Below are 25,872 nucleotides of genomic sequence, written 5' to 3' on the forward strand. Positions count from 1 at the left end.
CCTGTCGATGTACTCCAGACTGTTCACACTGCTCGCCCTGCTGCTGGCGAGCGGCTGCCAGGCGCCGCTGACACAGTTGCAGACCCTCAGCCAGGCACATGGCCATCGTGTCGAGATCCAGCCTACCCAGCCCTTCCCGCTGGCGCTGAGCGTTCCGCTCAAGGCGCCAGGCGCCCTGCGCCTGCGTGTCTATCTGGAAGGTGACGGACGCGCCTGGGCCACCTCCAGCCAACCCAGCCTGGACCCCAGCCCGCGCAACCTGTTGCTGGCGCGACTGGCCCTGGAAGACCCACAGCCCAGCCTGTACCTGGCGCGCCCTTGCCAGTTCGTCAGTGCGCCTGGCTGCCGCGCAGCGATGTGGACCGACCAGCGCTTTGGCAAGGCAGTGCTCGATAGCCTGGACCAAGCCCTGAGCGGCATCAAGCAGCGCTATGGCAACCAGGAGTTCGAGCTGATCGGCTATTCCGGCGGGGGTGCGCTGGCCTTGCTGCTGGCCGCCCGGCGAAGCGACGTTACCCAGGTCCAGACCCTGGCCGGCAACCTCAGCCCGCGGTACTGGGCACAGACCCTGCAACTGACGCCACTGGCGGGCTCACTGGAGCCGCTGGACTATCGCCAGCGCCTGCGCGACCTGCCGCAGCGCCACCTTCTCGGCCTGCAGGACCGCAGCGTGCCGGCCTCGCTGTTCGAGCACTACCGCGTGGAACTGGGCAGTGCCCGCTGCATGCAGCAGGTTGCGTTGCCCGGTGTGAGCCACGCCGAAGGTTGGACACAGGCCTGGGCCCAATGGCGGGACCAGCCGCTGCGCTGCAAACCCTAGGGGTGATGTTCCTTCTGATTGTCGAGGGTTTCGAGCAGTGCGATCTGCATGCGCGTGTGCACCCGGATGAACCAGCGCCACAGCAACGCCACCACACCGGCCGCCACCACCGCGATCAGCAACAGCAGCTCGCTGGTGGGCAGGATGCTCGCCGACAGCGCCGACAGCAGCAGAAAGATCACCAGCAGCGACAGCAGCGGGATCACCTCGGCGATCACCCGGCGCACGCGCTGGGTATGGCGCCCGGCCATTTCCGGCTTGACCCCCATTTCGGCCAGCAGCATCGACAGCGCCTTGAGCTTGCGATACGCGGCAATCAGGAACGGCAATGACAGCAGCAACGCCGCGCCCCAGATCAGCGCTTTCTGCTGGGCCAGGTCGGGCAACCATTCGCTCAGGTACTCGCCGATGCGTGCCGCGAAGTAACCACCACTGAAGAAGATCGCCACCACCAGCGCCAGGTTGACCCCCACCTGCAGCAGGATGCGCCGGATCATCGCCGCCACCATCGCGCCCTCGCCTTGCGGCTGGATGCTGCGCAGCCATTCGCCGTACAGCGACAGCACCCGCGACAGGCGCTTGGGCACCACACTGGCAAGCTTGAGCGACAGCGGGTCGGCGGCGCGAATCAGGTAGGGCGTGAGCAAGGTGGTAATGGCCGACACCGCCACCGCCACCGGGTAAAGGAAGTCGCTGGTGACCTGCAGGGTCATGCCCAGCGCAGCGATGATGAAGGAGAATTCGCCGATCTGCGAAAGCCCCATGCCCACCCGCAACGAGGTGCGACCGTCGTTGCCGGCGATGAAGGCGCCCATGCCGCACGAGAGCATCTTGCCCAGGACCACCGCCACAGTGATGACCACGATCGGCCAGATGTACTCGATGAGCACGCTCAGGTCGATCATCAGGCCGATGGCGACGAAGAAGATGGCACTGAACAGGTCGCGAACCGGCTCGATCAACTGCTCGATCTTCAGCAACTGGCGCGATTCGGCCATGATCGCCCCGATCAGGAACGCGCCCAGCACCATGCTGTATTCGAGCTTGACCACCAGCAGGCAGAAGCCGAAGCACAGGCCCAGCACGGTAATCAGCAGCATCTCGTTGCTTTCGAACCTGGCCACGTAGGCCAGTACCCGCGGTACCAGCAGTATGCCGATGACCAGCGCCACGATCATGAACAGCGAGAGCTTGCCGACGGTGGAGAACACCTCGCCGGAACTGACCGCGCCGCTGACCGCAATGCCCGACAGCAGGGCAATGATGCCGATACCGAGGATGTCCTCGACGATCAGCACACCGAAGATCAGCTGGGCGAAGCGCTCGTTCTTCATCTTCAGGTCGTTGAGCGCCTTGACGATGATGGTGGTGGAAGAAATTGCCAGGATTGCGCCCAGGAACAGCGAGTCCATGGTGTTCCAGCCGAACCAGCGGCCGATCTCGAAGCCGATCCAGATCATCAGCACGATTTCGAGGAAGGCCGCAATGAACGCCGTGGCCCCCACCTTGAACAGCTTGCGCAGGCTGAACTCCAGCCCCAGGCAGAACATCAGGAAGATCACCCCGAGTTCGGCCAGCGTCTTGATCGTGTCTTCGTCGTGGATGAGGCCGAATGGCGGGGTGTGCGGGCCGATGATGAAGCCGGCGACGATATAGCCGAGTACCACCGGCTGCTTGAAACGGTGAAACAGGATGGTGACCACACCGGCAACCAGCATGATCACCGCCAGATCCTGAATAAAGCTGATGGCATGCACGGCGTGGAGCTCCTTACTTCGAACCGAAGAACAAGCCCGCCGCTCGATGACATGCCTGTCGTGGAGCGGCGGGGGAATTAGTCTGTCAAATGACGCCAGGCACCACATTGCATGGGCTTGGTCAGGTTAACACCGGCGCCTGCGACGAAAAGGCGGTGTAATATCAAGAAACAGATAGACCGGTAACACGCCAAAGATGGCACGAACGGCGTGACGGCAACGGCGCTGTCAGCGTCCCGTTTTCATGGGATTCGAAATTGGGGAAAAGAAGCGTGACAACCACTCGCCACCCCGCCTCAGCGCAACCTTACCGTGAGCACACTATGGAACCTGGAAACGCCCAGCTGTCGATGACCGTCCTGATGACCCCGGACATGGCCAACTTTTCTGGCAACGTACACGGCGGCACCCTGCTCAAGTACCTCGATGAAGTCGCCTATGCCTGCGCCAGCCGCTACGCGGGCCGTTATGTGGTGACGTTGTCGGTGGATCAGGTGGTCTTTCGCGAGCCGGTACACGTGGGCGAACTGGTGACCTTCCTGGCGTCGGTGAACTACACCGGCAACACCTCGATGGAGGTCGGGATCAAGGTCGTCACCGAAAATATCCGCGAGCGTTCGGTGCGCCACAGCAACAGCTGCTTCTTCACCATGGTCGCGGTGGACGACGATCGCAAGCCGGTCGCCGTGCCGCCACGCCAGCCAGAGACCAGCGAGGAAAAGCGCCGCTTCGTGCAAGGCAAGCAGCGCCGCCTGATTCGCCAGGAACTCGAAAAGCGCTACCAGGAACTCAAGGGCGACGCCTTCTAGAGCGACAGTCGCCGCGCCTCGAAGCGCACCCGCGGGTGCATGATGCGGTCCTGAGCACGCACCAGCTCCAGCTCGTAGCTGGTGCAAGCCTGGGTTTCCAGCAGCACCTCGTGCACGGCCGCGGCAGTGAATTCGAAAGCCGCCACCCAGCTGTCACCCAGCAGCACCCGCGCCAGGAACAGGCCGGAGGTCAGGTCGCCGACCCCCACCGGCTGCCGCGCAAAGGCCAGCAGCGGTCGTTGCAGGTGCCAACTGCCTTCGGCAGTTACCAGCAGCATCTCGAAGTCTTCGGCCTTGCGTCCCGGGTATGCCAGGTGCTTGACCAGCACAGCCTTGGGCCCGCGGGCGAGCAGGCTGCGCGCCATGGCCACGCAGTCCTCCAGCGACTCGGCCCGACGCCCGCAGAAGCTGTCGAGCTCCAACTGATTGGGGCACAGCACATCCGCCACCGCAACCGCTTCATCGAGCAGGAAGTCACTGACCTCGGCGGGTACGATGCAGCCTTTTTCCGGATGCCCCATGACGGGGTCGCACAGGTACAGGGCGTTCGGGTTGACCGCCTTGATCCGCGCCACCCCAGTAAGAATCGCACGGCCCTGGGCGGCGCTGCCGAGGTAGCCGGAAAGCACCGCATCACAGTTGCCCAGCTCGCCGATCGTCGCAATCCCGTCCACCAGCGCCGGAATTTGCTCTGGCGCAAGCACTTCGCCGGTCCACTGGCCATACTGAGTATGGTTGGAGAACTGAACGGTGTTCAGCGGCCAGACATTGACCCCCACCCGTTGCATCGGAAACACCGCGGCGCTGTTGCCGGCGTGGCCGAATACCACGTGTGACTGGATGGCGAGCAGATGCGGTGTACGTTTCATGCAGGGCTTCCAAACGATCGAATGAAAAACAAGGCGCGCAGTATGGCGCCAAATGCCACCTGTACGACAGACCGGGGTGGCAGTTAAGCTGAGCCTATCTGGTTGGAGCGAACGTAGATGTTAACCCTCGAAAACCTTCTGGTGCTGATGCTGCTGGCCACCGCAGGCGCCTGGCTGTGGCATAACCACGGCCTGCGCGAAAAGGCACTGGAACGGGTCAAGCAGCATTGCGCCAAGCTCGACCTGGAACTGCTGGATGGCAACGTGGCGCTCAAGCGCATCGGTTTTGTGCGCGATGCCAACGGGCGCAAGCGCCTGGCCCGTGTGTACAACTTCGAATTCACGGTGACAGGCGAACATCGTCACCCCGGTACGGTGACGCAGTTTGGCGCGCATACGATGCAGATCGAACTGGCACCCTACCCGTTCGAGATCAAGCCGCCGGTGCAGGGCGGCAACGTGATCGAGATGAACCAGTGGCGCCAGGAGCACAATCGCTGGCGCCAGTGACGTTCCCTCCGTCTACCGGGGCCAGCCTTGCCTGCAAAAAGGCCGGCCCTGTCTTCAGGGAATCCGGCATTCCTGCATCCCCTGCTCCAAGGCCGCCACTGCCTGCGGCTGTGCAAAAATCAGCTCGATACGCGAGTCGCGCCGCCACTCGCTGGCCTGCCAGTGCAGCGCCTGCCCCTCCAGCGCATTGGCCGACTGCCAACCCTCCGGGCTGTGGATAACCAGTTTGGCCCTGCGCCACCCAAGGCCTGCAAGCCATTGCTGCAAACGCTGCGGGTGCAACTGCTGGCTCGGGTGCCAGCGCCAGCCAATGCTCCAGCCCTGCTCCAGCTGTTGATAAAGACAGATCGGCGTCAGCGGGTTTATCCACAGCGCCGCCGGCAACGGCCTGGCCTCCGGCAGCTTGAAGTTATCCACCGGCAACGGATGCACACCAACGCCCGGCAGGCTGTTCAGCGCAATCTGCCCATGGTCCGTCCAAAGCTGGGGTACATCAGGCAACCCCTGGCTTATCCACAGGCGCGTGGCGGCCGCCAAGCCTTCAGATTTGTTGAGCACCAGCAGCCCCGCACCGTGCAGTGCCTGCGCCTGCGGCTGGGGTAATGCCTGGCCTGCCGCCAATGCCTGGGCGTCCAGTACCAGCACCGACGGCTGAACCGCCAGCACGCCTTGCCAGGGTGCTTCGCCCAGCTGGGCCAGCAACTGGGCAGGATGACCCAGCCCCGAAGGCTCGATGAACAGTCGATGAGGGCGCGCCTTGCGCAACAAGCGCCCCAGGCCCACCTGGAACGGTGCACCATTCACGCAGCACAGGCATCCGCCCGCCACTTCGCCCATCGCCACGCCATCATCGTCGGTGGCGAGCAAGGCGGCATCCAGGCCGATCTGGCCGAACTCGTTGATCAGCACCGCCCACCGCTCGTGGGCCGGGCGCTGGGCCAGCAGGTGCCGGATCAGGCTGGTCTTGCCGGCGCCCAGGGGGCCGCCGATCAGGTGGGTGGGTATGTTCTGCAGCATGCGCATCGATTCGTCAGGAAGGATACGCACTATGCTGCGCGCTCAGGCCATCCAGTCAAGCGTCAGCATCAGGCGGCGCTGCCCCGCAGGTACCGCCGGCGAACGGTGCACCAGCCCCTGCCCCTCATTGCCCAGCCACCTCTCGCCCTTGAGCACGGCCACATCACCGGTCGACAACTGCTCCACCTGCACCGCATCGGGCGCCGTCAGCCATTCACTGCCGGGGCCCGCATAGGTACAGATCAGCCGCGCCGGCACGTGGTCGACGTGAAAACGCGGGCACATTGCGCCCTCCAGTGCGCGCAGGCGCAGCCCCACCCGACGCGCGTCGAGCAGGCAGGCGTAGGCGCCCACCAGCCAGCGCACATCGCAGATGAACCCCTCATACCCCTGCAGATCGGCATACGCTGCCGCCAACCCGCGCAGGGCGGGTGCATCGTCATCTGGCTGCAACTCCAGGGTCAGGGACTCGGCCAGCGGCTGCCCAAGGGACAACAGCACCTGGGCAAAATCGGCCACATGCACCGGCAACTGGCGCTGCCACACGGCCAGATTGACGCCATCCTGCAGCACCTCGGTCAGCACCTGGGGCGATTCGCCGACTGTCTGCCGGGCGCTGCCACGGCGTTTCAGGGCCAGCATCAGGCCGCCTCTTCGTCGTGCCAGTCGCCAAACGGGTCGGGCAGGCGTTGCCAGCCCTCGGCGCCCAATGCCATTTCTTCATCGCTCAGCAGGCAGGCGCCCAGCTCGGCATCCAGTTGCGCAAAGTCGATGTGCTGCCCGATGAACACCAGCTCCTGTCGGCAATCGCCGCATTCGGCCGTCCAGTGCTTGAGGATCGCCGCCGTGTCCTGCGGGTCCTGGGGCCATTGCCCGCGTGGTACGAAACGCCACCAGCGACCGGCAAAGCCGTGGCGCATCATGCCGCCGGCCTGGGACCAGCTGCCGGCTTCCTGGTGCTTGCTGGCCAGCCAGAAAAAGCCCTTGGAACGCAACAGGCGGCCGTTGCTCCAGGGCCTGTGGATAAAGTCGAAAAAACGCTGTGGGTGCAAGGGGCGGCGGGCCTGCCAGGTAGTGGCGGCAATGCCGTACTCCTGGGTTTCCGGCACATGCGTACCGCGCAGTTCCTGCAGCCAGCCCGGCGCCTGGGCAGCACGCTCGAAGTCGAACAGGCCGGTATCGAGAATCTGCGCCAATGGCACCTGCCCCATCACCATCGGCACGATCTGGGCGTGGGCATTGAGCGAGCGCAGAATGGCGCAGAGTTCTTCGCGCTCATCGCTGCCGATCAGGTCGATCTTGCTCAACAGGATCACATCGGCGAACTCGACCTGCTCGATCAGCAGGTCGCTGATGGAACGTTCATCGCCCTCGCCCAGGGTCTCGCCGCGCGAAGCCAGGCTGTCGGCGGCCTGGTAGTCACTCAGGAAATTCAGCCCGTCGACCACCGTGACCATGGTGTCCAGCCGCGCCTGGTCGGCCAGGCTGCGGCCTTGCTCATCACGGAAGGTAAAGGTTTCGGCTACCGGTAGCGGCTCGGATATGCCGGTGGACTCGATCAACAGGTAATCGAAACGCCCCTCGCGGGCAAGCCGCGCGACCTCTTCGAGCAGATCTTCGCGCAGGGTGCAGCAGATGCAGCCATTGCTCATCTCGACCAGTTTTTCTTCTGCACGATTGAGGCTGACGTTGCGCTGCACTTCGCTGGCGTCGATATTGATTTCACTCATGTCGTTGACGATCACCGCCACCCGCAGGTTGTCGCGGTTACGCAGCACATGGTTGAGCAGGGTGCTCTTGCCGGCACCTAGAAAGCCGGACAGCACGGTAACGGGGAGACGGTCGGTCATGGCGCAAATACCTCATCAGGGCGTCGGAGCATTCGAAGGATGCCTTTTTCAATGTTATATTATAACAATGCAATTTAGCCAATCGGAGATTGGATGAAAACCTTCGTACTGCTTTCGCTCCTGCTGATCCCCGTCGCGACGGTTCACGCCGCGATGCCGCGCAGTGAGCCTGCCCAATGCACGCGCAGCGCCAACCTGCTGGCCTGCCAAGATCGCGACGGCAATGTGTACAGCGTGCACAGCCAGGGCAACACCCAGTACGTGCGCGGCCTTGAGGTGCTGGGGCAGCGGCGCTGGGTACAAACCAACAGCCTCTATGGGCCGCTGACCTTCTACACGGGCCTGGCCAGCGACGGCGAAGCCTGGGTCGGCTATAGCCGCCGGGTGGGTTGGACCACGCAGAACCGGGTGTCCAGCTCCAGCGGCCAACGCTTCAGCCTGCGTTGCAATCGCCTTGGGGGCTGCGAGTGAGGACTCGGAAAAAGCTATGATGAATGAATCGTTATAATGTAACGTATCGGTTTTTAATTCAGCGATGGTTTCAGCATGAACGCCCTGACCCTTCCCGATATCGCCGCTCAGGCCAGCCAGCAATCCATGCCTCTGGAATGGGTTGGCATGTGCGGCATCGCACTGCCGATCACACTCGACGGCGTTCAGGTACGCGCCAGCGCCGATGCCGGCGTCAGCCTGGATGATGGATCCTCGCGGGGGATTCACATGTCGCGCCTGTACCTCGCGTTGGAGGCATTCGAGCACGCGGCGTTTTCAGTAGGGTTGGTGCGCCAGGTCCTGGAACGGTTTATCGACAGCCATCAGGGCCTCTCTACCACCGCTTACCTGCGTCTGGGCTTTGAATTGTTGCTCAAGCGGCCTGCGCTGGTCAGCCCGCTGGCAGGCTGGAAGGCTTACCCGGTGATTGTGGACGCACGTTTGGAAAACGGAGTGTTCCACGTGGAACTAAACGCACAAGTCGAGTATTCCTCGACCTGCCCATGCTCCGCCGCGCTCGCCCGCCAATTGATTCAGCAGCAGTTCGTCGATGATTTCGCCAACCGCAGTAACCTCGATCATGCTGCCATCCTGCATTGGCTCGGCACCGCCCAAGGCATCGTCGCAACACCACACAGCCAACGCAGCACGGCCCATCTGCACCTGCGCCTGGCCCCAGGCGAGGAGCAAATGCCCTTTCGACAGCTGATCGACCTGGCCGAGGCAGCTCTCGGCACTGCTGTGCAGACAGCCGTGAAACGAGCCGACGAACAGGCGTTTGCGCTGGCCAACGGGCAGAACCTGATGTTCTGCGAAGACGCCGCGAGGCGCCTGCATCTGGCCCTGCAACCGCTGCCGTGGATCGACGGCTTCAAGCTGCGTGTGGAACATGCCGAAAGCCTGCATGCCCACGACGCTGTCGCGCAAAGCCAATGGCAGTGGCACCCGCGCTGATCAGGTGCGCGGCTTGACCGTGCCGCAATCGTTGCCCAGCCACACCGCACGGGTGTTCATGCTGCCCTTTTGCTCAACACCGGACGCATTGAACGTGCCGCTGACCTTGGTCAGAAATTCCCGATCGCTGAGAAACTGCGCTTCACCGTTGCCTTGAGCCTTGGGGCAACTGAAGGTGAACTTCCACACATTGCCGTTGCGCTCGGTGATCTTCTGCGTGCACCCCGACTGCGGGTCTTGCAGCGGAATGTCGTTGGTCTGAACCTGCTCCTGGGTCAGGCACGAACGCACCCCTTTGCCCCCGACGCTGATGCCTTGCTTGGCCAGGCCACCCTCGATCATCGCGCGCTGCTCGGGCGGCAGGTTCTTCAACTGGCCGAGCATGAATTCCATGTCGGGCAGTGGCTTGCCATCGACCTGCATGTTGCTGCTGGTCAACTCCCACAGGCCCGGTTGCAACATCTGCGCATGCACCAACGGGCTCGCCAGGCCCAGTACCAGTGCCAGCATCGGCAGACGACTTTTCATGTAGTGACTCCTTCAGAATCCGGCCCCAAGCCGGAACACAGCTTAGACGCGTTTTCGTGCTTTCAGTTGCAAGTGCAGGCGCGAACGTGCTCTGTTAGCGGGCAGTGCCCTCGGATAGCAGAATGTGTATGGATTACCACAGCCCTTACTTCTTCGGTTACCTCATCGGTGTGATTCACCTGCTGGGCGTGATTGCCGCCCTGCATGCCGTGTTCACCGTGCGCACCGCCCAAGGTGCAATTGCCTGGGCCATGTCGCTGCTGTTTATCCCCTACTTCACGCTGATTCCGTACCTGGTGTTCGGCAGTCGCACCTTCGACGCCTACATCCAGGCCCGCCGCCAGGCCAACCGCGAAATGCACGTGGCCATGGCCGACCTCAACTGGCGCCCCTGGGTGGAAGAGGCGCTGACCGCGCGCAACTCCGAATCGTATGCGGCGCTGCGGGCCATGCCCAAGCTTGGGCGCATGCCGTGCCTGGCCAACAACCAGGTCAGCCTGCTGATCGACGGGCAGGCCACCTTCGACGCGATCTTCAAGGCGATAGAAGCGGCCCACGACACGGTACTGATCCAGTTCTTCATCATCCACGACGACGGCATCGGCCGTGAACTCAAGGCGCTGCTGCTGAGAAAGGCCGCGGAAGGGGTGAAGATCTACGTGCTGTTCGACAGCGTTGGCAGTCACGCCCTGCCCTCCGCCTATATACAGAGCTTGCGCGAAGGCGGCGTGAACATCCGCGCCTTCGCCACCCGCCGCGGCTGGTTCAACCGCTTCCAGGTCAACTTCCGCAACCATCGCAAGATCGTGGTGGTCGACGGCATGCTGGGGTTCATGGGGGGCCATAACGTAGGCGACGAATACCTGGGCGGCAACCCCAGGCTATCGCCCTGGCGCGACACCCATGTGCAGGTCAGCGGCCCGGTGCTGGCCTGCCTGCAGGAATCCTTTGCCGAAGACTGGTACTGGGCGGCGCGCCAGTTGCCGCCACTGATCCTGCCCGACACCTACCCCGACAACGGCGTACTTTGCCAGGTACTGGCCAGCGGGCCGGCCGATCCGCAGGAGACCTGTTCGCTGTTTTTTGTCGACGCCATCCACGCGGCGCGCGAGCGGCTCTGGATCACCAGCCCGTACTTCATTCCCGACGAGGCCGTGTCGGCCGCGCTGCGCCTGGCGGTGTTGCGTGGCGTCGACGTGCGTATCCTGATTCCCTCGCGCCCTGACCACCGTATCGTGTACGCCGCCTCCAGCCTGTTCGCCTTCGAGGCGGTGCAGGCCGGGGTGCGCATGTTCCGCTACGGGCCGGGGTTTCTGCACCAGAAGGTGGTGCTGGTCGACAACGAAGTCAGCGCCATCGGCAGTGCCAACCTGGACAACCGCTCGTTCCGCCTGAACTTCGAAATCATGCTGCTGACCGTAGACCTTGCCTTTGCCGCGCAGGTCGAAGCCATGCTCCAGCACGACTTCGACCAAGCGCGGGAAATCACCCCCGAGGACAGCCAGCAGACGCGCCGCCTGCAACAACTGGGGATGCGCATCGCCCGACTGATCTCGCCGATCCTCTGAGCGCGACTGTCAGCGGTACAGGTCCTCGCGGGTCAACGGCAGGTCGTGGCCACCATCGGCGAACGGCTTGACTGCCAGAATCTGGTGCAGGTTGATCCAGCCCTTGGCAAAGGCATAGGAGCAACCGGCCAGGTACAGCCGCCAGATGCGCAGGGCCTTTTCCGGCACCAGGTTCGCGGCCTTGTCCAGCTGGCTTTCCAGGCGATCGCTCCACTGCGCCAGCGTCCGTGCGTAATGCAGGCGCAGGCTCTCGACGTCGACCACTTCCAGCCCCGCTTCGCTGATACGCGCACTGATCATCGACAGGTGCGGCAGCTCGCCATGGGGGAATACATAGCGCTCGATGAAATTGCCCGCGCCGCGCCCCACCGGGCGCCCGTCCACATGCTTGGCGGTGATGCCGTGGTTCATCACCAGGCCGCCTTCGCGCACCGCGCCGAACAAGCGCTGGCAGTACAACGCCAGGTTGGCATGCCCCACGTGCTCGAACATGCCGACACTCACCACCTTGTCGAAGCGACCGTCCTGGGGCAGGTCGCGGTAGTCGAGAATCTGCAGTTCCACCTGATCTTCAAGCCCTTCTGCCTTGACCCGTTCACGCCCCAACTTGAGCTGCTCCTTGCTCAGGGTGATGCCGAACACCTTGGCGCCGAACTCGCGTGCGGCATAACGTGACAACCCGCCCCAGCCACAGCCCACGTCCAGCAGGTAGTCGCCCTGCTTGAGCCGCAGCTTGCGGCACAGGTGCTCGAACTTGTTCTGCTGGGCCTGCTCAAGGGTGTCGCCGGGGGTCTTGAAGTAGGCGCAGGAGTACGCCATGTCGCGGTCCAGCCACAGCTGGTAGAAATCGTTGGACAGGTCGTAGTGGTAGGAAATGGCCGCCGCGTCGGTGGCCTTGTCATGCTCGCTGCGCACCGGCTGGTCTTCTTCCTCGTCCGTGAGCAACGCCTGACTGAGCTCGTCGCACACGCGGATGACTTCGCCGATGGTGCCCTCCAGTTCCAGCTTGCCCTCGACGAACGCCGCGCCCAGCTCATCCAGGCTGGGGTGGGTCAACTGGCCGATCAGCTGGGGATCCTTGACCACGATGGTGACCTGCGGCTGGGGGCCGAGATCGAATTCGTGACCATCCCAAAGCTTGAGTCGCAAGGGCAACCGCAGGCTTTGCAGAACAGGTGGAAGTTGCGCAAGCATGAAATGAGCCTCCCGTAATCTTCGGACGTCTGCACAAAAGGGTAGCCCATCCTCAAGAACAGGGAGGCATGCCGGACTATCGTCGTAGACCGGCCGATGCAAAAAGGTAGTGGCATAAATTGTATACAACCTCCAGATCGGCCCCTAACCTTGGCGGCATTGTCGATTCTTCATCCGGGAGTACAACAATGAAAACCTATGATGTCGTGATCATCGGCGGCGGCCCTGGCGGCTACAACGCTGCCATTCGCGCAGGCCAGCTGGGCCTGAGCGTGGCCTGTGTCGAAGGTCGCCCGACCCTCGGTGGCACCTGCCTGAACGTTGGCTGCATGCCGTCCAAGGCCCTGCTGCATGCCTCCGAACTCTACGAAGCGGCTGCCGGCAGCGAGTTCGCCAACCTCGGTATCGAGGTCAAGCCAAGCCTGAACCTGGCGCAGATGATGAAACAGAAGGACGAGAGCGTCGCGGGCCTGACCAAGGGCATCGAGTTCCTGTTTCGCAAGAACAAGGTCGACTGGATCAAGGGCTGGGGCCAGCTCGATGGCGTGGGCAAGGTCAAGGTCACCGATGACCAGGGCGCCGTGACCGAACTGCAGGCCAAGGACATCGTCATCGCCACCGGGTCCGAGCCGACTCCGCTGCCCGGCGTGACCATCGACAACCACCGCATCATCGACTCCACCGGCGCCCTCGCCCTGCCCCAGGTGCCCAAACACCTGGTGGTGATCGGCGCGGGCGTGATCGGGCTGGAGCTGGGCTCGGTGTGGCGCCGCCTCGGTAGCCAGGTCACCGTGGTGGAATACCTCGACCGTATCTGCCCCGGCACCGACGAAGAAACCGCCAAGACCCTGCAGCGCGCATTGGCCAAGCAAGGCATGAGCTTCAAGCTGGGCAGCAAGGTGACCCAGGCCACGCCGTCGGCCGACGGTGTCAGCCTGACCCTCGAACCGGCCGCCGGCGGCACCGCCGAAACCCTGCAGGCCGACTACGTGCTGGTCGCCATCGGCCGTCGCCCCTACACCCAGGGCCTGGGCCTGGAAACGGTAGGCCTGCAGACCGACAAGCGCGGCATGCTCGAGAACCAGGGCCATCGCACCAGCGTGCCGGGCGTGTGGGTGATCGGCGACGTCACCAGCGGCCCGATGCTCGCCCACAAGGCCGAAGACGAAGCCATCGCCTGCATCGAGCGCATCCACGGCAAGGCCCACGAAGTGAACTACGGGCTGATCCCGGGGGTGATCTACACCCGCCCCGAACTGGCCAGCGTGGGCAAGACCGAAGAGCAGCTCAAGGCCGAAGGCCGCGCCTACAAGGTCGGCAAGTTCCCGTTCATGGCCAACAGCCGGGCCAAGATCAACCACGAGACCGAAGGCTTCGCCAAGGTGCTGGCCGATGCCGAAACCGACGAGGTACTCGGCGTGCACCTGGTTGGCCCGTGCGTCAGCGAGATGATCGGTGAGTACTGCGTGGCCATGGAGTTCTCGGCCTCGGCCGAAGACATCGCCCTCACCTGCCACCCGCACCCGACTCGCTCCGAGGCCTTGCGCCAGGCGGCGATGAACGTCGAAGGCATGGCCATGCAGATCTGACCCCGGTCAGCCTGCACGCTTGATCCGTGCGCCTGAACCGACGGCGACCATCACCGCAGGTTCAGGCACGCACCGGGTCAGGCCTGGGCGGCTTTGGGCTCAGTACCGAAGCGGTCCGCGAGAAACGGCGTCAGGTCCAGCGGCAGTGCCTCCTCATGCAGGACCTTGTCGATCAGCACGCCAGTGATCGCCGAGGTCAGGATGCCGGTGCGAAAGTGCCCACAGGCATTGAGATAGCCACTCACGCTCTGCACCGGGCCGAGAATCGGCAGCTCGTCCGGCGAACCGGGACGCAGGCCTGCCCAGCTGCGTTTGAGGTTGATCTGCGCCAGCTCCGGAATGCAGCGCACCGCGCCCTGCACCAGACCGTTGATTTCCGGATAGGTGGTGGTGACGTCGAAGCCCTTGTCTTCGGTGGTGCTGCCGATCAGGATCTCACCGTTGTCCTTCTGCGCCATGTAGCAATCGGCGGTGGTCAGGCAGCCCTGCAGCAGCTTGGGCATGCGCTCGGTGAGCAGGATCTGGCCCTTGACCGGCTTGACCGGAATGCTCAGGCCGGTGGCCATCTCGCTCAGTTCTGCCGCCCAGGCGCCGCCGGCGTTGATCAGGGTCTGGCAGTGAAACTCGCCTTCCACGTCGGTCTTGACCCCCACCACCCGGTCGCCCTGGTGCAGCACGCCGGTGACGTTGGTGTTGAGGAACAGGTCGACGCCGTTCTGCCGCGCACCTTCGGTGTAGGCATCGGCCAGACGGAACGGGCTGACCTGGTGATCGCACAGGAACTCCAGCGCGCCGTGGGCATGGTGGCTGACGGCTGGCTCGGCCTTGCGCAGGGCATCGCGGTCGAGCCAGCGAACCTCGTGGGCCAGGTGCGGGATCTGCGCGACGATATGCTCGGCGTACAGGCGGTCCTCGTCGTCGTAGATCACGTACTTGAGGCCGGTGCGCTCGAACTTGAAGTCCATGCCGTGGCGCTCCATCAGTTCCTGGTGCAGGCCGGGGTACAAGGCATTGGATTGCAGCGCGAAGTCGAAGAACGACTGCGGCAGGATGTGTGGGGTGCTGGAATCGACCGCCACGGCGGCGCCGTTGGCTTCGCGCTTGTGCTTTTGCGACATCATGCGAAAGAAGATCACCCCGCAGCCCAGGCCGACCGATTCGCCGATCGCCCACAACCCGCCCGCCGAGGCGCGGGTAGCGTTGCCGGGGCGCTTGGCGTCGATCAGCGCGATCCTGAGGTTGCCACGCTTGGACAACTGGTAGGCGCAGGAAGCGCCGATCACACCGCCGCCGGCGATGACCACATCATAGGTTCTGTTCATGCTTCAGCTTCCGTGCCGAGGTTCTTGAATGCGGAGAAAGGGATCGGATCGATGGGGAACCGCGGGCGCAGCCAGCCCACATCGGCACGCCCGGTGGCCTGGCGCAGGCGATCGTTGCAGTAGCCCACGCACATGCGGCCCTGGCAATCGCCCATGCTCACGCGGGTGCGCATCTTCAGCCCGGCCATGTCCTGTACACCCTGCTCCAGGGCGCGGTCGATGTCGCTGCGGGTGACGTGCTCGCAGCGGCAGATGACGGTGTCGGGTGCGGGCAGCGTGATCTGCTCAGTGCCGCGCAGTGTGTAGCGGTCTACCCCGGCACGAAAGCGCTTGATCGCGGCCAGCTTGCCCAGGTAGCGCTCGCGCAGGTCCAGCGCCTGTTCGGGGGTGATGACCTGAGCCTGGTGCAGGATCGACACGGCGGCGATGCGCCCGGTGAGCATCGCGGCTTCGCCACCGCGAATCCCGCCCATGTCACCGGCCAGGTGAATGTGCGGCTCGCTGCTCTGTTGCCACACGTTGCTTTCGGCGCGCAGGTAGCCGTCTTCGTTGAAGCCGTGGGCCAGGCCCATCTGCTGACTGAGCTGGGTGCGCGGAATGAAGCCGTAGCCCACGGCCAGGGTCTGCGCCGAGACGCGCTGCACACGGCTGATGTCCGGCTGCCAGTTGTCACTGTAGGGGGCCAGGCGCACTTCGGTGAGTTCGCCCTCGCCGTTGGCACCTACCACGCCCCAGCCGTAGTTCATGGGGATACCGTTGAGCTTCAGATAACCGAGCATGCTCAGGCCATCGAGAAATAGCTGCGGCTTGTTCAGCAGCGCCAGGCTTTCCTTGGCGATCTTGCCGAAGGCACATGCCTCGTACACCCCTTCCACCTTGACCCCGGCCGCGTGCAGTTGGCATGCCACCAGGGGCAGCAGCGGGCCGGTGCCGGCGATGACGGTGGTGCCCAGCGGCTTGACCACGCCGCTCTTGATCTGCAACTGCAGACCGCCCAGCAGCATCACGCCGGGCAGGGTCCAGCCGGGGAACGGCACGTTGCGCTCGTGGCAGCCGGCGGACAGTACCAGGTGGCTGTATTCCACTTCGTGCAGCTGCTCGTCGCTGTCCAGCACCATCAGGCGGTTGCCGCCTTCGCCCCCGACCACACGGGTTTCCAGGCGCACGTCGATGCGCTCGGCACAATCGGCGAACTCTTCGTGCAGGGTGTTCAGCGCGCTGGCATAACGCTTGCCCAGGTAGCCCAGGTCGACGCCGCTGCGCAAAGGGCCGCGATAGACCACCCCGCCCAGACGCGAAGCTTCGTCGAACAGCACGCTGGAGACGCCATGCCGGGCCAGTTCGATGGCAGCCGCCATGCCTGCCGAACCGCCGCCGACTATTACCGGACGCAGGCTCATTCGACACCCTCCACGTCGAAGCGGTTGACCCCGGTTTCGACCTGCATGCCCGGCTTGACGATGGTCTGGCAGGCGCGGCGCTTGGGGCGACCGTTGATCGACACCAGGCAGCAGTGGCACACGCCCATGCCGCAGAAGGCACCCGTGACCTGGCCATGGTCGTTGCGCGCCACCTGGCGCAGGCCCACCGCGTGCAGCACGTTGAGCACGCTTTCGCCTGCCGCGGCCGGTACCGGCCGCCCGTTGAGCTCGATGGTCATGTCTGCCCGCGACAGGGGCTGAATATCATGATTGCGGTCCATTGACTGCATTGCGTTTCATCCTTGAAAAGAGTGGCAGGAACCCACCACGGTAAGCCATGAAGGCGCATTCGACATTGATCCAGGCCAGAAAACTGGGTTTCGACTTGTTGCCGGAATGCTGTGGAGATGTACTGCACTTGGTACCATCACCACATTTACATGACGACATGATGACGAACGCCCCCGTGAAACGTATCTATCGCTGGTTGCAGCACCCTCGCGCTTCGCTCGCCGCCCTGTTCGGGCTGCTGGTGGTGGTTCCTGTATGCCTGCGCGTGGCGAACGGCTGGGCCGATCCGCTGGGGTACCTGTCCGACGTGGGCCTCGGTGGAGCACTGGTCGTTCTGCTGTACCGTCGTCCGGTATGGCTGGCAGTGCCCGTGGTGCTGGCTTGGGGAGTGCTGAGCCTGGCCAGTGCCGAGCTGGTGGCCGCAGTAGGCCGATTGCCGACCCCGGCCGACCTGCACTACCTCACCGATGTGCAGTTCATGGAAAACTCCGCCGGTGGCAGCCTGGCCAACCCTGGCTTCGCCATTGCCCTGGGGCTTGGCCTGCTGTTGTGGCTTGCGACCCGCTGGGCGGCCCGGGCCAGAGCCGTCGCGCCATTGCCGCGGCACCTGTGGGCGGTGCCCGTGACCTGCCTGCTGGTGCATGCCGGTACCCAGGCCTGGGAACCTGCCGAAGCGGACGAGTGGCAGGTGTTCAACCTGCCACATCAATTGCTGGCGGTAGGCGTGGGTGAAAGCCAGGCGCGTATCGAAGACTGGCTGGAAGCCGATGTGGTCGACCCACCCGTGGCCATGGCCGGCCTGACCCGCCTGGACCTGAGCGGCAAGCCGCTGCTCGACGCGCCCGGCAGCGCGCGCAACGTGCTGGTGGTCGCGCTGGAAGGCATCCCGGGGGCTTACCTGGACATCAACCGACGCACCCTCAACCCCGCCTACCAGGAACACCTGATGCCCAAGCTGAGCGCCTGGGCCGAACGCGGCATGAACACCCCCGACTACGTGCTGCATACCCACCAGACCATCCGTGGCCTCTACGCCATGCTGTGTGGCGACTACGACAAGCTCGACAACGGTACCCCCAAGGGGGTCGAGTTGCTGACGCAGAACCAGCGCAACCAGGAATGCCTGCCGGCGCAATTGCGCGAACATGGCTTCAGCACGCACTACCTGCAGGGTGCCGGGCTGCGCTTCATGGCCAAGGACAAGATCATGCCGCATATCGGCTTCGATACCACCCTGGGCCTGGACTGGTTCAAGAACCCCAACTACCTGGACTTCCCGTGGGGCAAGGACGACAAGGCTTTTTTCGAAGGCGCGCTGGACTATGTCGGCCAACTGCAGAAGCAGCCTGAACCCTGGATGCTCACCCTGCTGACCGTGGGCACCCACCAGCCCTATTCCGCGCCGGCGGAGTACCTCGAACGCTACGCCACGCCCAAGCAGGCGGCAGTGGCCTACCTCGACGACGCTGTGGATAACTTTCTTGCCGGGCTGGAACGTCAGGGGGTACTCAAGGACACCCTGGTGGTGATCACCTCGGACGAATCCCATGGCATCGACGGTGTACGCCTGGCGTCTTCGTGGGGCTTCAACCTGATGCTGGCGCCCGAGCAGGCACAACTGCCACAGGTGAAATCCGGCGTGTACGGTCACGTCGACCTGACCGCATCGGTGCTCGACTACTTCGGCTTCCCGGTGCCCAACGCCCTCAGTGGGCGTTCGCTGCTGCGCGACTATGACAACGGGCGTGAAATCATGTCGTTCACCAACGGCAAGCTGCGCTATCACGATGGCAATGCCACCTTCACCGAATGCGATTTCCAGCAGCGCTGCCGGTCGTATGCCAGTACCGGCTTCATTGCCGAACGCGCCAACCTGACAGATCGCTTCCGTGGCCAGCGGGCACGCCAGGTGCAGGCGCGCGCCAGCGCACTGGATCAATCAGTGATGGGCTCACCGCTGAACCAGCACTACCAGTTTGGCAGCGCGACAGTGATCCCGCTGCAGCCGCAGATCAAGGATGACTGGGCCGACAACCTGATCGGCGCGCAGTACCTGGAGATGCCCAAGGGCTCGCACACCCGGGTACGCCTGACGGTACGCTCGGCCGACCCGCAGCAGAACGCCTATATCGTGCTCAAGACCAAGGAGTTCGAGCAGGAGGTGCTGGTGGGGCTACCTACCGAGGAGATGCTGGTCACGCCGGATCAGCCGCTGGAAATGGAGTTCACGTTCGACAACAACGAGTCGCGCAAGGCGTTCTCGTTCCACCTGCTGGGGCATGGGTTAGGGGCGGTCGAAGTGAGCGACTTCAGTGTGGTGACCGAAGCGCCGGGGCAGATTGATGAGCTGGATGAAACGCTGGCGCGGTTGAACGGCAAACCCAGTTGATTCCCTGATTGTCGGTGGACAGTTCACCGGCCCTCAGCGCACAACGCGGCTGTTCAACCAGCAGAAGCGGCTGCCCGTTTTGCCTGTGTGAAGCGTGGCGCTGGTCGACGCTGTGATGGCCTGAGCAGCGACCGCACGGGTGTGCGGGGCAAGCAGGATCCGGGAAGGCGAACCTTCCCGGATCCTTTGGCGGTGTGGAGTGCTGATCGTAGACTTTAAAGTCTGTCTCGCCTCAGCACGAATCTTGGGGCCTGTAGCGTGGTGGAATGAGTTTTAAAGTCTGTCTCACCCTACCGCCTGGGCCGCTTCTCGGTTCTGGAAAATATTAAAAACTGTCTCGCATCCACCCAGAAGCAACCCTCAGCCTGACGATGAACAGGGAGGCCGCGCAGAATGTGTAACCTGAGGAGGTCTGCTTTGAGACTCTGTTGGCAATGGTGTCCCCTCAGAGACGCTTGATAGCCCGGCCCAGATGGCGGGCTTTCTGCTTTCTTGCTGCAATGCTAGGTGAGCAGTGGCCGGCTTACCGATCCCAGCGGCGCCATTGTGAAAGTGAGATACTCCTTCTATAAGCGTAGGCGACTCGCACGCATTACAAGTCGGGGTAATTGGCTTCCTCTCTCGACTGAGTCTCATGCCATTCCTCCCAATGCTTCCGCACTGCTTTAAATTGCTCGGGACAGACGGTACGGGGCCTGTACTCCTCAATATCTCGCGTATCTGTCGCAAATACGTAGTAATGAGCCCCGGTCAAAATCATCGTCCTAAAAAAAGCTGCTTCAGCAAGACTGAGCGTGGTGCCGCGCCGAGGGGGCGGTGAGCCAACACACGTGAACAGAAGATGCTTGGGACTGAGTGGCATGAACAGCTGTGTGCCTGGAACATCCCAACCGCCCCCAAGACTGAATGTTCCATTCGCACCAACTTCTACCCTCATGAATGGGTTATCAGTCGTTGGCCAGGTTACTCCTGGTGGAGCGTGAAGGATGGTCCAACGATGATTTGGCATCCGATTGATAGTGCCCTTGAGCACCTGTTCAATCTGCCAGAGCCAAAATTTTCGCCCGACCAGGATCTCGGCTTTGATGCCTTCTTCTCCATCCTCATTCTTCACGCGATGAATCTTCAACGGCAGTTTGCTGTGAGGGTCTAAAACCGGAGGGGGTTCAGGTTGAACTCCAGCGGCTGAAGCTGCCTCGATTTTGCGCATTGACGATTCCACGATCTCAATTAGCAATGCCTCAAGCGTTTCATTTTGGCGTTTGATAAAGATCTGCATTTGCGCAGGAGTACGGACCGATTGCGCAACAGCAAAGCGGAACAAATTGCTCCAATCCTCTCGGGTCAACCGCGACTCGCTCACTACCTTTTCGATGGATGCCAGTCCAGGAGTTTCGAAGTCACGCTCAAGCCATCGCTCGACTTCGTCGCTGGCCTCAGAGCCCGACAAACGAGTATAAAGATGCCGAAGCACCGCCACGCTTTTGGTTGAATGCGGCTTCCAAATCGCGCTTTTTTGATGGGGGACTAGCAGACGATAGGCAAGGACTTTGTTCTCTATCGTCCAGTGCTTCAGATACGACTGCGGTACGTAATGGTTGTCCTTCTTGAAGCCTTTCATTCCCCGCTACTTCCTCAAATGCCTTGCCACTTGGCAAACGTGCTGCGTGACTCACCTGCGGACCCTACATCACTGCAAGGATTTCCAGATCTGTGTAGGGGACGGTTGCAATACCAGAGCAGTAATTTGCCTGAAAGGTGAGGCTGGGACTTGTTGCCACAAGTCCCGGTAGCAGGCAGCATCATTGATGCCTAGTCTTGCTTTACCAGCTTGAAAGAGGGGACTTGAACAAGTGGGAAAATTAGAGGCTCAACTCCAGCGCGTACAGTGAGGGAGTAGGCGTGCTCGCGGATATAAGGTATTAAAATTATAGGAGCATTACGCTCGGCGAAATTATATATCTTGTCAGTCGGGAAAGCGTCTTCATCAACTTTAAAGTGGCCTGCGATAGAGAGCCGCATTTCGAAAGACTTAAGTTTGTCTTCGACATCTGGCTCCACTTCCATATCAAGTTTAACAGAAAACATTTTTTCAGACTTGTCGTAGTCTGAACGAGACACCGTGAGGGAAAAATCTCGCTCTTGTTTTTCGGACTCAGAGCTACCTCGTTTTTTAAAATACAACTCTTCGACCGTAACGTCTACAAGCTGTATGGGATGTCTGTCCATGGACTTTCCTTAAAATAACAACTAAGCAGCAGCTGGATAATAAACAGCATGATCTAAAGCAACTACTGCGCTGGGGACAGCGCAGTAGCATTTCGCTTCACAATTAATATTGTGGCCGGGAAAGCTGATTTTTTCTTCAGTAGTGTATACCGCACTCATACTTTTGAGTCGTGCATCTTTCGACTCAACTACAAAGTGTAGCGATTTTGCCACATGAGCTTCTTCATGATCATACCCTTCGGCCCAAGCCGAGCTAAATCGGGCGATATCACCGTCGGAGTGTTGACGGGCTTGTTCGAACAATTCTTGAGCTGGCATAGCCTCAAATTTGGCAAAAGTTTCATCAAGCGCCCGAGAAAATTCTGGAGTTCTTGCCAAGCCAAATATAGTTTCCATCTTAATGCACCTTGGTTAATGAGTAATATCCATACTACTTATAACGCTTGTGTCTCTAATCGCAAAACAGCTGTGATTTCCTATAAACGACATAATCGGATCAGAAAATTTTGGGCATTTCTGCGATTTGAAGATAACCTTGAACCTCTTCCCGAGCCTCTTTTCTAGCTCCAAAACAAACATTTCAATGAAGCCGTGAATCTCATTTTCATGATTTTGCAACGTCGTGGTGGTGACGTTTCTCCAGCCATCCTCATTCTCCAAGCGTAGCAGCTCAGAGAGCTTTGTCTTGAGCAGCGACCACAGCCTAAAGGTCATGGACGGATCGTCCAGAGGTAATACATCCGAAGCATGGAACGCAACCCCTACTTGGACGACTGCCAAGTCAGATTCTTTAGAATACTGACCTCTGTTTTGAGCAGTAGTTGCCCAGGTCTTGGCCAATTTTTGAGCCAGTTGGATGCAGTCCTGCGAATCGTTCACAGCAGTCCAAAAATAGGCACCATTGCCGATTCGACCCGGCTTCGCAATGAAGCCTTGCTCCAGAATGGCCTCAGCTCGGCTTTTGGACGTGCCGTGGGTGCCCCACATCACGACTTTTTCTTCCCGAGCCTCCTGTTGAGCCATGCATTCTCTCCCTGAGTTACAACTGTAGTGCATTGACTATAACTATTAAAGCTATCAGATCAATAGTTATTATCTATTTTTATTGGCCCGATTTAATCGGCTCTCCAGTGATGGCATCAGGATATCATCGTGCCTTAGTCAAACTCAAAACCTTTACAATTCGACCCAAACCAATGGGCAGAAAAAAGTCCTTATATTTCAACTAGATAATCACACCTAAAATATTGGGGACGAACAGGTTTGATGCCAAACGTTAATTCCTTTAGCTGCGACGCCCCACGCATCAACTACGTCACGCATCTAGCGGACTCGTCTTACTGGACTGCCCCCGCCCCCATAGACATTTTCCAGCCTCAAAGTGAGGCTCTTTCAAAGGCCTCAGGACTGACGCCGCCCAGGTGGCTGTGACGGCGCGTTCGGTTGTAAAACGCTTCAATGTAAATCAAATACGTCGGCCCGGGCCATGTCCCGGGTTTTGTAGATCCGCTTACGGATACGCTCTTTTTTCAGGCTGCTGAAAAAAGACTCCGCCACCGCATTGTCCCAGCAGTTTCCTCGCCGGCTCATACTCGGCTCGAGGTGGTTGGCCAGACAAAAACGTTTCCAGTCATCGCTGCCATATTGGCTCCCCTGATCCGAATGCACGATGACTCTGGTTTTGGGTTTACGGCGCCATACCGCCATGAGCAACGCATCCAATGCCAGCTCCCTGCCCAGCGTTGGCTTCATTGACCAGCCGACCACCTTGCGAGCATACAGATCCAGTACGACGGCCAGATGCAACCACCCCTGCTACGTTCGGATGTAAGTGATATCGGTCACCCAAGCCTTATTAGGGGCATCGACAGTGAAGGCCCGGTTGAGATGATTGGGGGCAATGATCGATGGTCTGCCTTTGATTGCGCGCGGGGCTTTATAGCCTCTGAGCGCCTTGATTTTATTGGTGCGCATCAATGCCGCGACACGGTGCTTGCCGCAACTTTCTCCAGCCCCGCGCAAGTCAGCAAACACCCTCCGTGCGCCATACACACCTCGACTGGCCGCATAGGAGTCGCGGATCAGCCCTAACAGCCGACCATTCTCTTTTTCGCGATCAGAAACAGGCTTGTGTAGTCATTGATAGACCCCGGCACGAGCAACTTTCAACACTCGACACAGCGTAGCGACGCGTATTGATGTCGGTGCTCGTTTAATGAAGCGGTATTTCACTCGGGTTCCCTGGCGAAGTACCGCGCTGCTTTTTTTAATATGTCGCGCTCTTCTTCCAAGCGTCGCATTTGGGCTCGCAGTCGTAAAATCTCACTTTTGGCTTCAAGCAACTCGCTGGACTGTTTCTCGGTTTTGTCAGGCGTCACGGCTTTGACCCATTTGTAGAGGCTGTGGGTCGACACGCCGAGGCGCTCGGCTGTTTGCGCAACGGAGTATCCGCGCTCAATGACTTGCCTGACGGCCTCAGCCTTGAATTCCGGCGCGAATCGTTGGGTGCTCATAGACTTCCTCCTATGCTCAAAGCATAGGCTGGAGATGTCTACGGTGCCGGGGGCAGTCCATATTTCCTATTTGTTTGACCGGTTTAGCTGGTATGGGTAAGTCTGCAACAATCGATGCGTTGCTCCGCATTATGCCCGGTCCCACCGACATAAAGACGAACCATTGCGTGAACGCTCATACGGCGGAATCTTACTGGTATGCAAGCGCCAGGGGTAAAGTGTCAGGTAAGCAATTACTAACAGATTTTATTGGTACTGAAGTGACGAGTAGGAAAAATGCTTCAGTTCTGAAATCACGAGCGCAGATGCATGCAAAGCTTGGCATCTCGCTTGCGGTACTTGAGGAGATGCAGCACTTGACGCCAGGTAAAGGTGTTGCCTTGACCACTGACATACTGTTGACTATGTCTGGTCTTAGTTTACCCATGGTTGATGTAGCGAACTTTAGCCTGGGACATAAACTCCTCAAACGCAACCAAGAAGATATCCAACGTTTGATAGCGGAGCCGAGAGTCATGTAGCCTGATGCTCCGGCGTCAAAAACTTGGGCAGACTTTATATACGAATGCATCACTGCGAGTGACGGTCGGATACGCGCAGATCCCGCTGATTTTGCACATGAGGTCTATCGAGGAAGTTATGGAATTAAGCGTTCAGCCATCCACCTTATTAAGCAAGCTTATATCGAAACTCGTGCTTCCAATCGTATGTGAATTGAACTTGAAGAAGTCCATCCTGCGTACATCTCAAGTGCCTACTATTAAAGCCGAGTAGACGTAGAAGAATTAGAGCGCATCGCGATTCAAGGGAAGTCAAAGCGACAGGATCTCATGTGTCCGTTCGGCCCCCCCGCACGGTCCAACGTGCTGCAATTCGTAAGGAAGGACCGGGACAACCGCGTAGCGCAAGCCGCATTCAAGGGAGCGTTGACCGTCCTTGAGCGTGAAACACACAAAAGTCTAAAATCGGTCACCGACATGAAGGCTCAAGCACCAAAGCACCCCAAACGTCCTTGCCTAGGGAAACCGACTCATGATGATTTAATGGATGCGTTCAGTGAGTTTTTTGATGATAAAGATAAGAGTGATGTTTAGTTCGCTCAGGATCGACGCGCATTAGATCATCTACCATCCGCAGCGGGCCACCTGCCTTGCGCACACTCTCCAGCAGGCCTGCGAAGCTCCCATACACCGTTGCTATGACGTAAATCATTTCGTGGCTGTACTTACTATCAGGTCGATAACTGAAGCGTGTATCGGTAATCCCTGCAAAGCGGCCAAGTACGTTTTTAATTAGTTTTAGTGTGTCCTCAGAGATATTTCCCGCTGAGTGAAGTATTTCGGCCTCGTTCGCTATATGCACTTGAACATACTCCAAATCAACTACTAAGCTCGACTCTCCAATTTCAGCAAAAATCTTTGCAAATGATAACTTCCAATTATCATAATTTTTTCGACTTACATTGGTAGATATGGCGACCTTCACACCCTTTCCAAAGTAGATCGTGACCATATCCAGAACCGTGGAAAGCCTTTGAGCATATCGGACACTCTCTAATAAGTACCGTGTTGTGCTTCGCACATACCTTTACGTATCTGTGGTCGCGCCTTCAATACGGGAACCCAAGCGAGTTAATGTCCTCTTTTACGCAGTCAATGCAAATTCGGGGGAGCTGATGCTCGGTGATAAATCTTGTTGAAGACGTCTGATAACTAGATCTAGTGTAGCTTTGTTGACTCGAATCTGGAAA

24 protein-coding genes and 1 pseudogene are annotated in these 25,872 nt (G+C 60.4%); 9 read left to right on the forward strand and 16 right to left on the reverse strand.

Features of this window, described 5'->3' with window-relative positions; translation table 11 throughout:
- Positions 1–7: 7 nt before the first annotated feature.
- Positions 8–820, forward strand: a complete 813-nt coding sequence (locus NP552_RS15525) for a hypothetical protein (protein ID WP_058541958.1) — start codon at positions 8–10, stop codon at positions 818–820.
- On the opposite strand, the gene NP552_RS15530 is transcribed toward NP552_RS15525, so the two are convergent.
- Positions 817–2,577 carry a cation:proton antiporter gene (locus tag NP552_RS15530; protein ID WP_054916449.1) on the reverse strand — a complete coding sequence of 587 codons (1,761 nt, stop codon included), beginning with the start codon at positions 2,575–2,577 and terminating at the stop codon, positions 817–819. The genes NP552_RS15525 and NP552_RS15530 overlap by 4 nt on opposite strands.
- 323 nt (positions 2,578–2,900) lie before the next feature.
- Between NP552_RS15530 and NP552_RS15535 the strand changes: the two genes are divergently transcribed.
- Complete coding sequence (locus NP552_RS15535) at positions 2,901–3,386, forward strand: acyl-CoA thioesterase (RefSeq protein WP_043861517.1); 486 nt, start codon at positions 2,901–2,903, stop codon at positions 3,384–3,386.
- Here NP552_RS15535 and pdxY read toward each other — a convergent pair.
- Positions 3,383–4,255, reverse strand: coding sequence for a pyridoxal kinase PdxY (gene pdxY / locus NP552_RS15540; protein ID WP_078481425.1), 873 nt, complete (start codon positions 4,253–4,255; stop codon positions 3,383–3,385). The genes NP552_RS15535 and pdxY overlap by 4 nt on opposite strands.
- A gap of 117 nt (positions 4,256–4,372) precedes the next feature.
- On the opposite strand from pdxY, the gene NP552_RS15545 reads away from it, so the two are divergent.
- Entirely contained in the window at positions 4,373–4,765 is a 393-nt protein-coding gene (locus NP552_RS15545) for a DUF3301 domain-containing protein (RefSeq protein ID WP_043861515.1), read from the forward strand.
- A gap of 54 nt (positions 4,766–4,819) precedes the next feature.
- Here NP552_RS15545 and NP552_RS15550 read toward each other — a convergent pair whose 3' ends face one another.
- The 3 genes from NP552_RS15550 to zigA are packed head-to-tail and all read right to left on the reverse strand — an operon-like array spanning position 4,820 to position 7,632.
- Positions 4,820–5,782 (reverse strand): CobW family GTP-binding protein, encoded by a 963-nt coding sequence (locus NP552_RS15550; protein ID WP_078481468.1) that lies wholly within the window; start codon positions 5,780–5,782, stop codon positions 4,820–4,822.
- A 42-nt stretch (positions 5,783–5,824) separates the two neighbouring features.
- On the reverse strand, positions 5,825–6,424 hold the full coding sequence (locus NP552_RS15555) for a DUF1826 domain-containing protein (RefSeq protein ID WP_043861514.1): 600 nt from the start codon (positions 6,422–6,424) through the stop codon (positions 5,825–5,827).
- A complete protein-coding gene (zigA, locus tag NP552_RS15560) occupies positions 6,424–7,632 on the reverse strand; it encodes a zinc metallochaperone GTPase ZigA (RefSeq protein ID WP_274096887.1) in 1,209 nt (402 codons plus the stop codon). The genes NP552_RS15555 and zigA overlap by 1 nt, the downstream gene beginning before the upstream one ends.
- A 93-nt stretch (positions 7,633–7,725) precedes the next feature.
- On the opposite strand from zigA, the gene NP552_RS15565 reads away from it, so the two are divergent.
- Positions 7,726–8,103, forward strand: a complete 378-nt coding sequence (locus NP552_RS15565; protein WP_078481422.1) for a glutamine synthetase — start codon at positions 7,726–7,728, stop codon at positions 8,101–8,103.
- A 75-nt stretch (positions 8,104–8,178) separates the two neighbouring features.
- Positions 8,179–9,078 (forward strand): GTP cyclohydrolase FolE2, encoded by a 900-nt coding sequence (gene folE2 / locus NP552_RS15570; RefSeq protein ID WP_274096888.1) that lies wholly within the window; start codon positions 8,179–8,181, stop codon positions 9,076–9,078.
- On the opposite strand, the gene NP552_RS15575 is transcribed toward folE2, so the two are convergent.
- Positions 9,079–9,606, reverse strand: a complete 528-nt coding sequence (locus tag NP552_RS15575) for a DUF3617 domain-containing protein (RefSeq protein ID WP_043861510.1) — start codon at positions 9,604–9,606, stop codon at positions 9,079–9,081.
- 128 nt (positions 9,607–9,734) lie between these two features.
- Between NP552_RS15575 and cls the strand changes: the two genes are divergently transcribed.
- Positions 9,735–11,174: a cardiolipin synthase gene (gene cls, locus NP552_RS15580; protein ID WP_043861509.1), complete on the forward strand. Its 1,440-nt coding sequence runs from the start codon at positions 9,735–9,737 to the stop codon at positions 11,172–11,174.
- A gap of 9 nt (positions 11,175–11,183) precedes the next feature.
- Here the strand turns inward: cls and cfaB are convergent, their stop codons facing one another.
- A complete protein-coding gene (gene cfaB / locus NP552_RS15585) occupies positions 11,184–12,368 on the reverse strand; it encodes a C17 cyclopropane fatty acid synthase CfaB (protein ID WP_255002023.1) in 1,185 nt (394 codons plus the stop codon).
- 188 nt (positions 12,369–12,556) lie between these two features.
- On the opposite strand from cfaB, the gene lpdA reads away from it, so the two are divergent.
- Positions 12,557–13,957: a dihydrolipoyl dehydrogenase gene (lpdA, locus tag NP552_RS15590; RefSeq protein ID WP_104571761.1), complete on the forward strand. Its 1,401-nt coding sequence runs from the start codon at positions 12,557–12,559 to the stop codon at positions 13,955–13,957.
- A gap of 77 nt (positions 13,958–14,034) precedes the next feature.
- On the opposite strand, the gene hcnC is transcribed toward lpdA, so the two are convergent.
- Genes hcnC through hcnA form a run of 3 tightly spaced genes read right to left on the reverse strand, consistent with a single transcriptional unit; the run spans position 14,035 to position 16,990 of the window.
- A complete protein-coding gene (hcnC, locus tag NP552_RS15595; RefSeq protein ID WP_058541963.1) occupies positions 14,035–15,279 on the reverse strand; it encodes a cyanide-forming glycine dehydrogenase subunit HcnC in 1,245 nt (414 codons plus the stop codon).
- The gene (gene hcnB, locus NP552_RS15600) at positions 15,276–16,679 is read right to left on the reverse strand and encodes a cyanide-forming glycine dehydrogenase subunit HcnB (RefSeq protein ID WP_043861505.1); all 1,404 of its coding nucleotides are present in this window, start codon (positions 16,677–16,679) and stop codon (positions 15,276–15,278) included. The genes hcnC and hcnB overlap by 4 nt, the downstream gene beginning before the upstream one ends.
- Positions 16,676–16,990 carry a cyanide-forming glycine dehydrogenase subunit HcnA gene (gene hcnA, locus NP552_RS15605; RefSeq protein ID WP_043861504.1) on the reverse strand — a complete coding sequence of 105 codons (315 nt, stop codon included), beginning with the start codon at positions 16,988–16,990 and terminating at the stop codon, positions 16,676–16,678. The genes hcnB and hcnA overlap by 4 nt, the downstream gene beginning before the upstream one ends.
- A 176-nt stretch (positions 16,991–17,166) precedes the next feature.
- On the opposite strand from hcnA, the gene NP552_RS15610 reads away from it, so the two are divergent.
- Entirely contained in the window at positions 17,167–19,380 is a 2,214-nt protein-coding gene (locus tag NP552_RS15610; protein ID WP_274096889.1) for an LTA synthase family protein, read from the forward strand.
- Between the two features lie 592 nt (positions 19,381–19,972).
- Here the strand turns inward: NP552_RS15610 and NP552_RS15615 are convergent.
- From NP552_RS15615 to NP552_RS15635, 5 genes and pseudogenes are all read right to left on the reverse strand, one after another.
- A complete protein-coding gene (locus NP552_RS15615; RefSeq protein ID WP_274096890.1) occupies positions 19,973–21,001 on the reverse strand; it encodes a DUF4238 domain-containing protein in 1,029 nt (342 codons plus the stop codon).
- Positions 21,002–21,192: 191 nt separating this feature from the next.
- The gene (locus tag NP552_RS15620; RefSeq protein WP_274096891.1) at positions 21,193–21,609 is read right to left on the reverse strand and encodes a protein-export chaperone SecB; all 417 of its coding nucleotides are present in this window, start codon (positions 21,607–21,609) and stop codon (positions 21,193–21,195) included.
- 21 nt (positions 21,610–21,630) lie between these two features.
- Positions 21,631–22,005 (reverse strand): hypothetical protein, encoded by a 375-nt coding sequence (locus NP552_RS15625; RefSeq protein ID WP_274096892.1) that lies wholly within the window; start codon positions 22,003–22,005, stop codon positions 21,631–21,633.
- A gap of 15 nt (positions 22,006–22,020) precedes the next feature.
- Positions 22,021–22,632, reverse strand: coding sequence for a hypothetical protein (locus NP552_RS15630; protein WP_274096893.1), 612 nt, complete (start codon positions 22,630–22,632; stop codon positions 22,021–22,023).
- Between the two features lie 353 nt (positions 22,633–22,985).
- Positions 22,986–24,122, reverse strand: a pseudogene (locus tag NP552_RS15635) (IS3 family transposase).
- Positions 24,123–24,214: 92 nt separating this feature from the next.
- Here NP552_RS15635 and NP552_RS15640 point away from each other — a divergent pair.
- The gene (locus NP552_RS15640; protein ID WP_274096894.1) at positions 24,215–24,643 is read left to right on the forward strand and encodes a hypothetical protein; all 429 of its coding nucleotides are present in this window, start codon (positions 24,215–24,217) and stop codon (positions 24,641–24,643) included.
- A gap of 532 nt (positions 24,644–25,175) precedes the next feature.
- Here NP552_RS15640 and NP552_RS15645 read toward each other — a convergent pair.
- Positions 25,176–25,634, reverse strand: coding sequence for a hypothetical protein (locus tag NP552_RS15645; RefSeq protein ID WP_274096895.1), 459 nt, complete (start codon positions 25,632–25,634; stop codon positions 25,176–25,178).
- Between the last annotated feature and the right edge of the window lie 238 nt (positions 25,635–25,872).

Source organism: Pseudomonas sp. 8209, from assembly GCF_028682105.1.
Classification (GTDB): Bacteria; Pseudomonadota; Gammaproteobacteria; order Pseudomonadales; family Pseudomonadaceae; genus Aquipseudomonas; species Aquipseudomonas palmensis.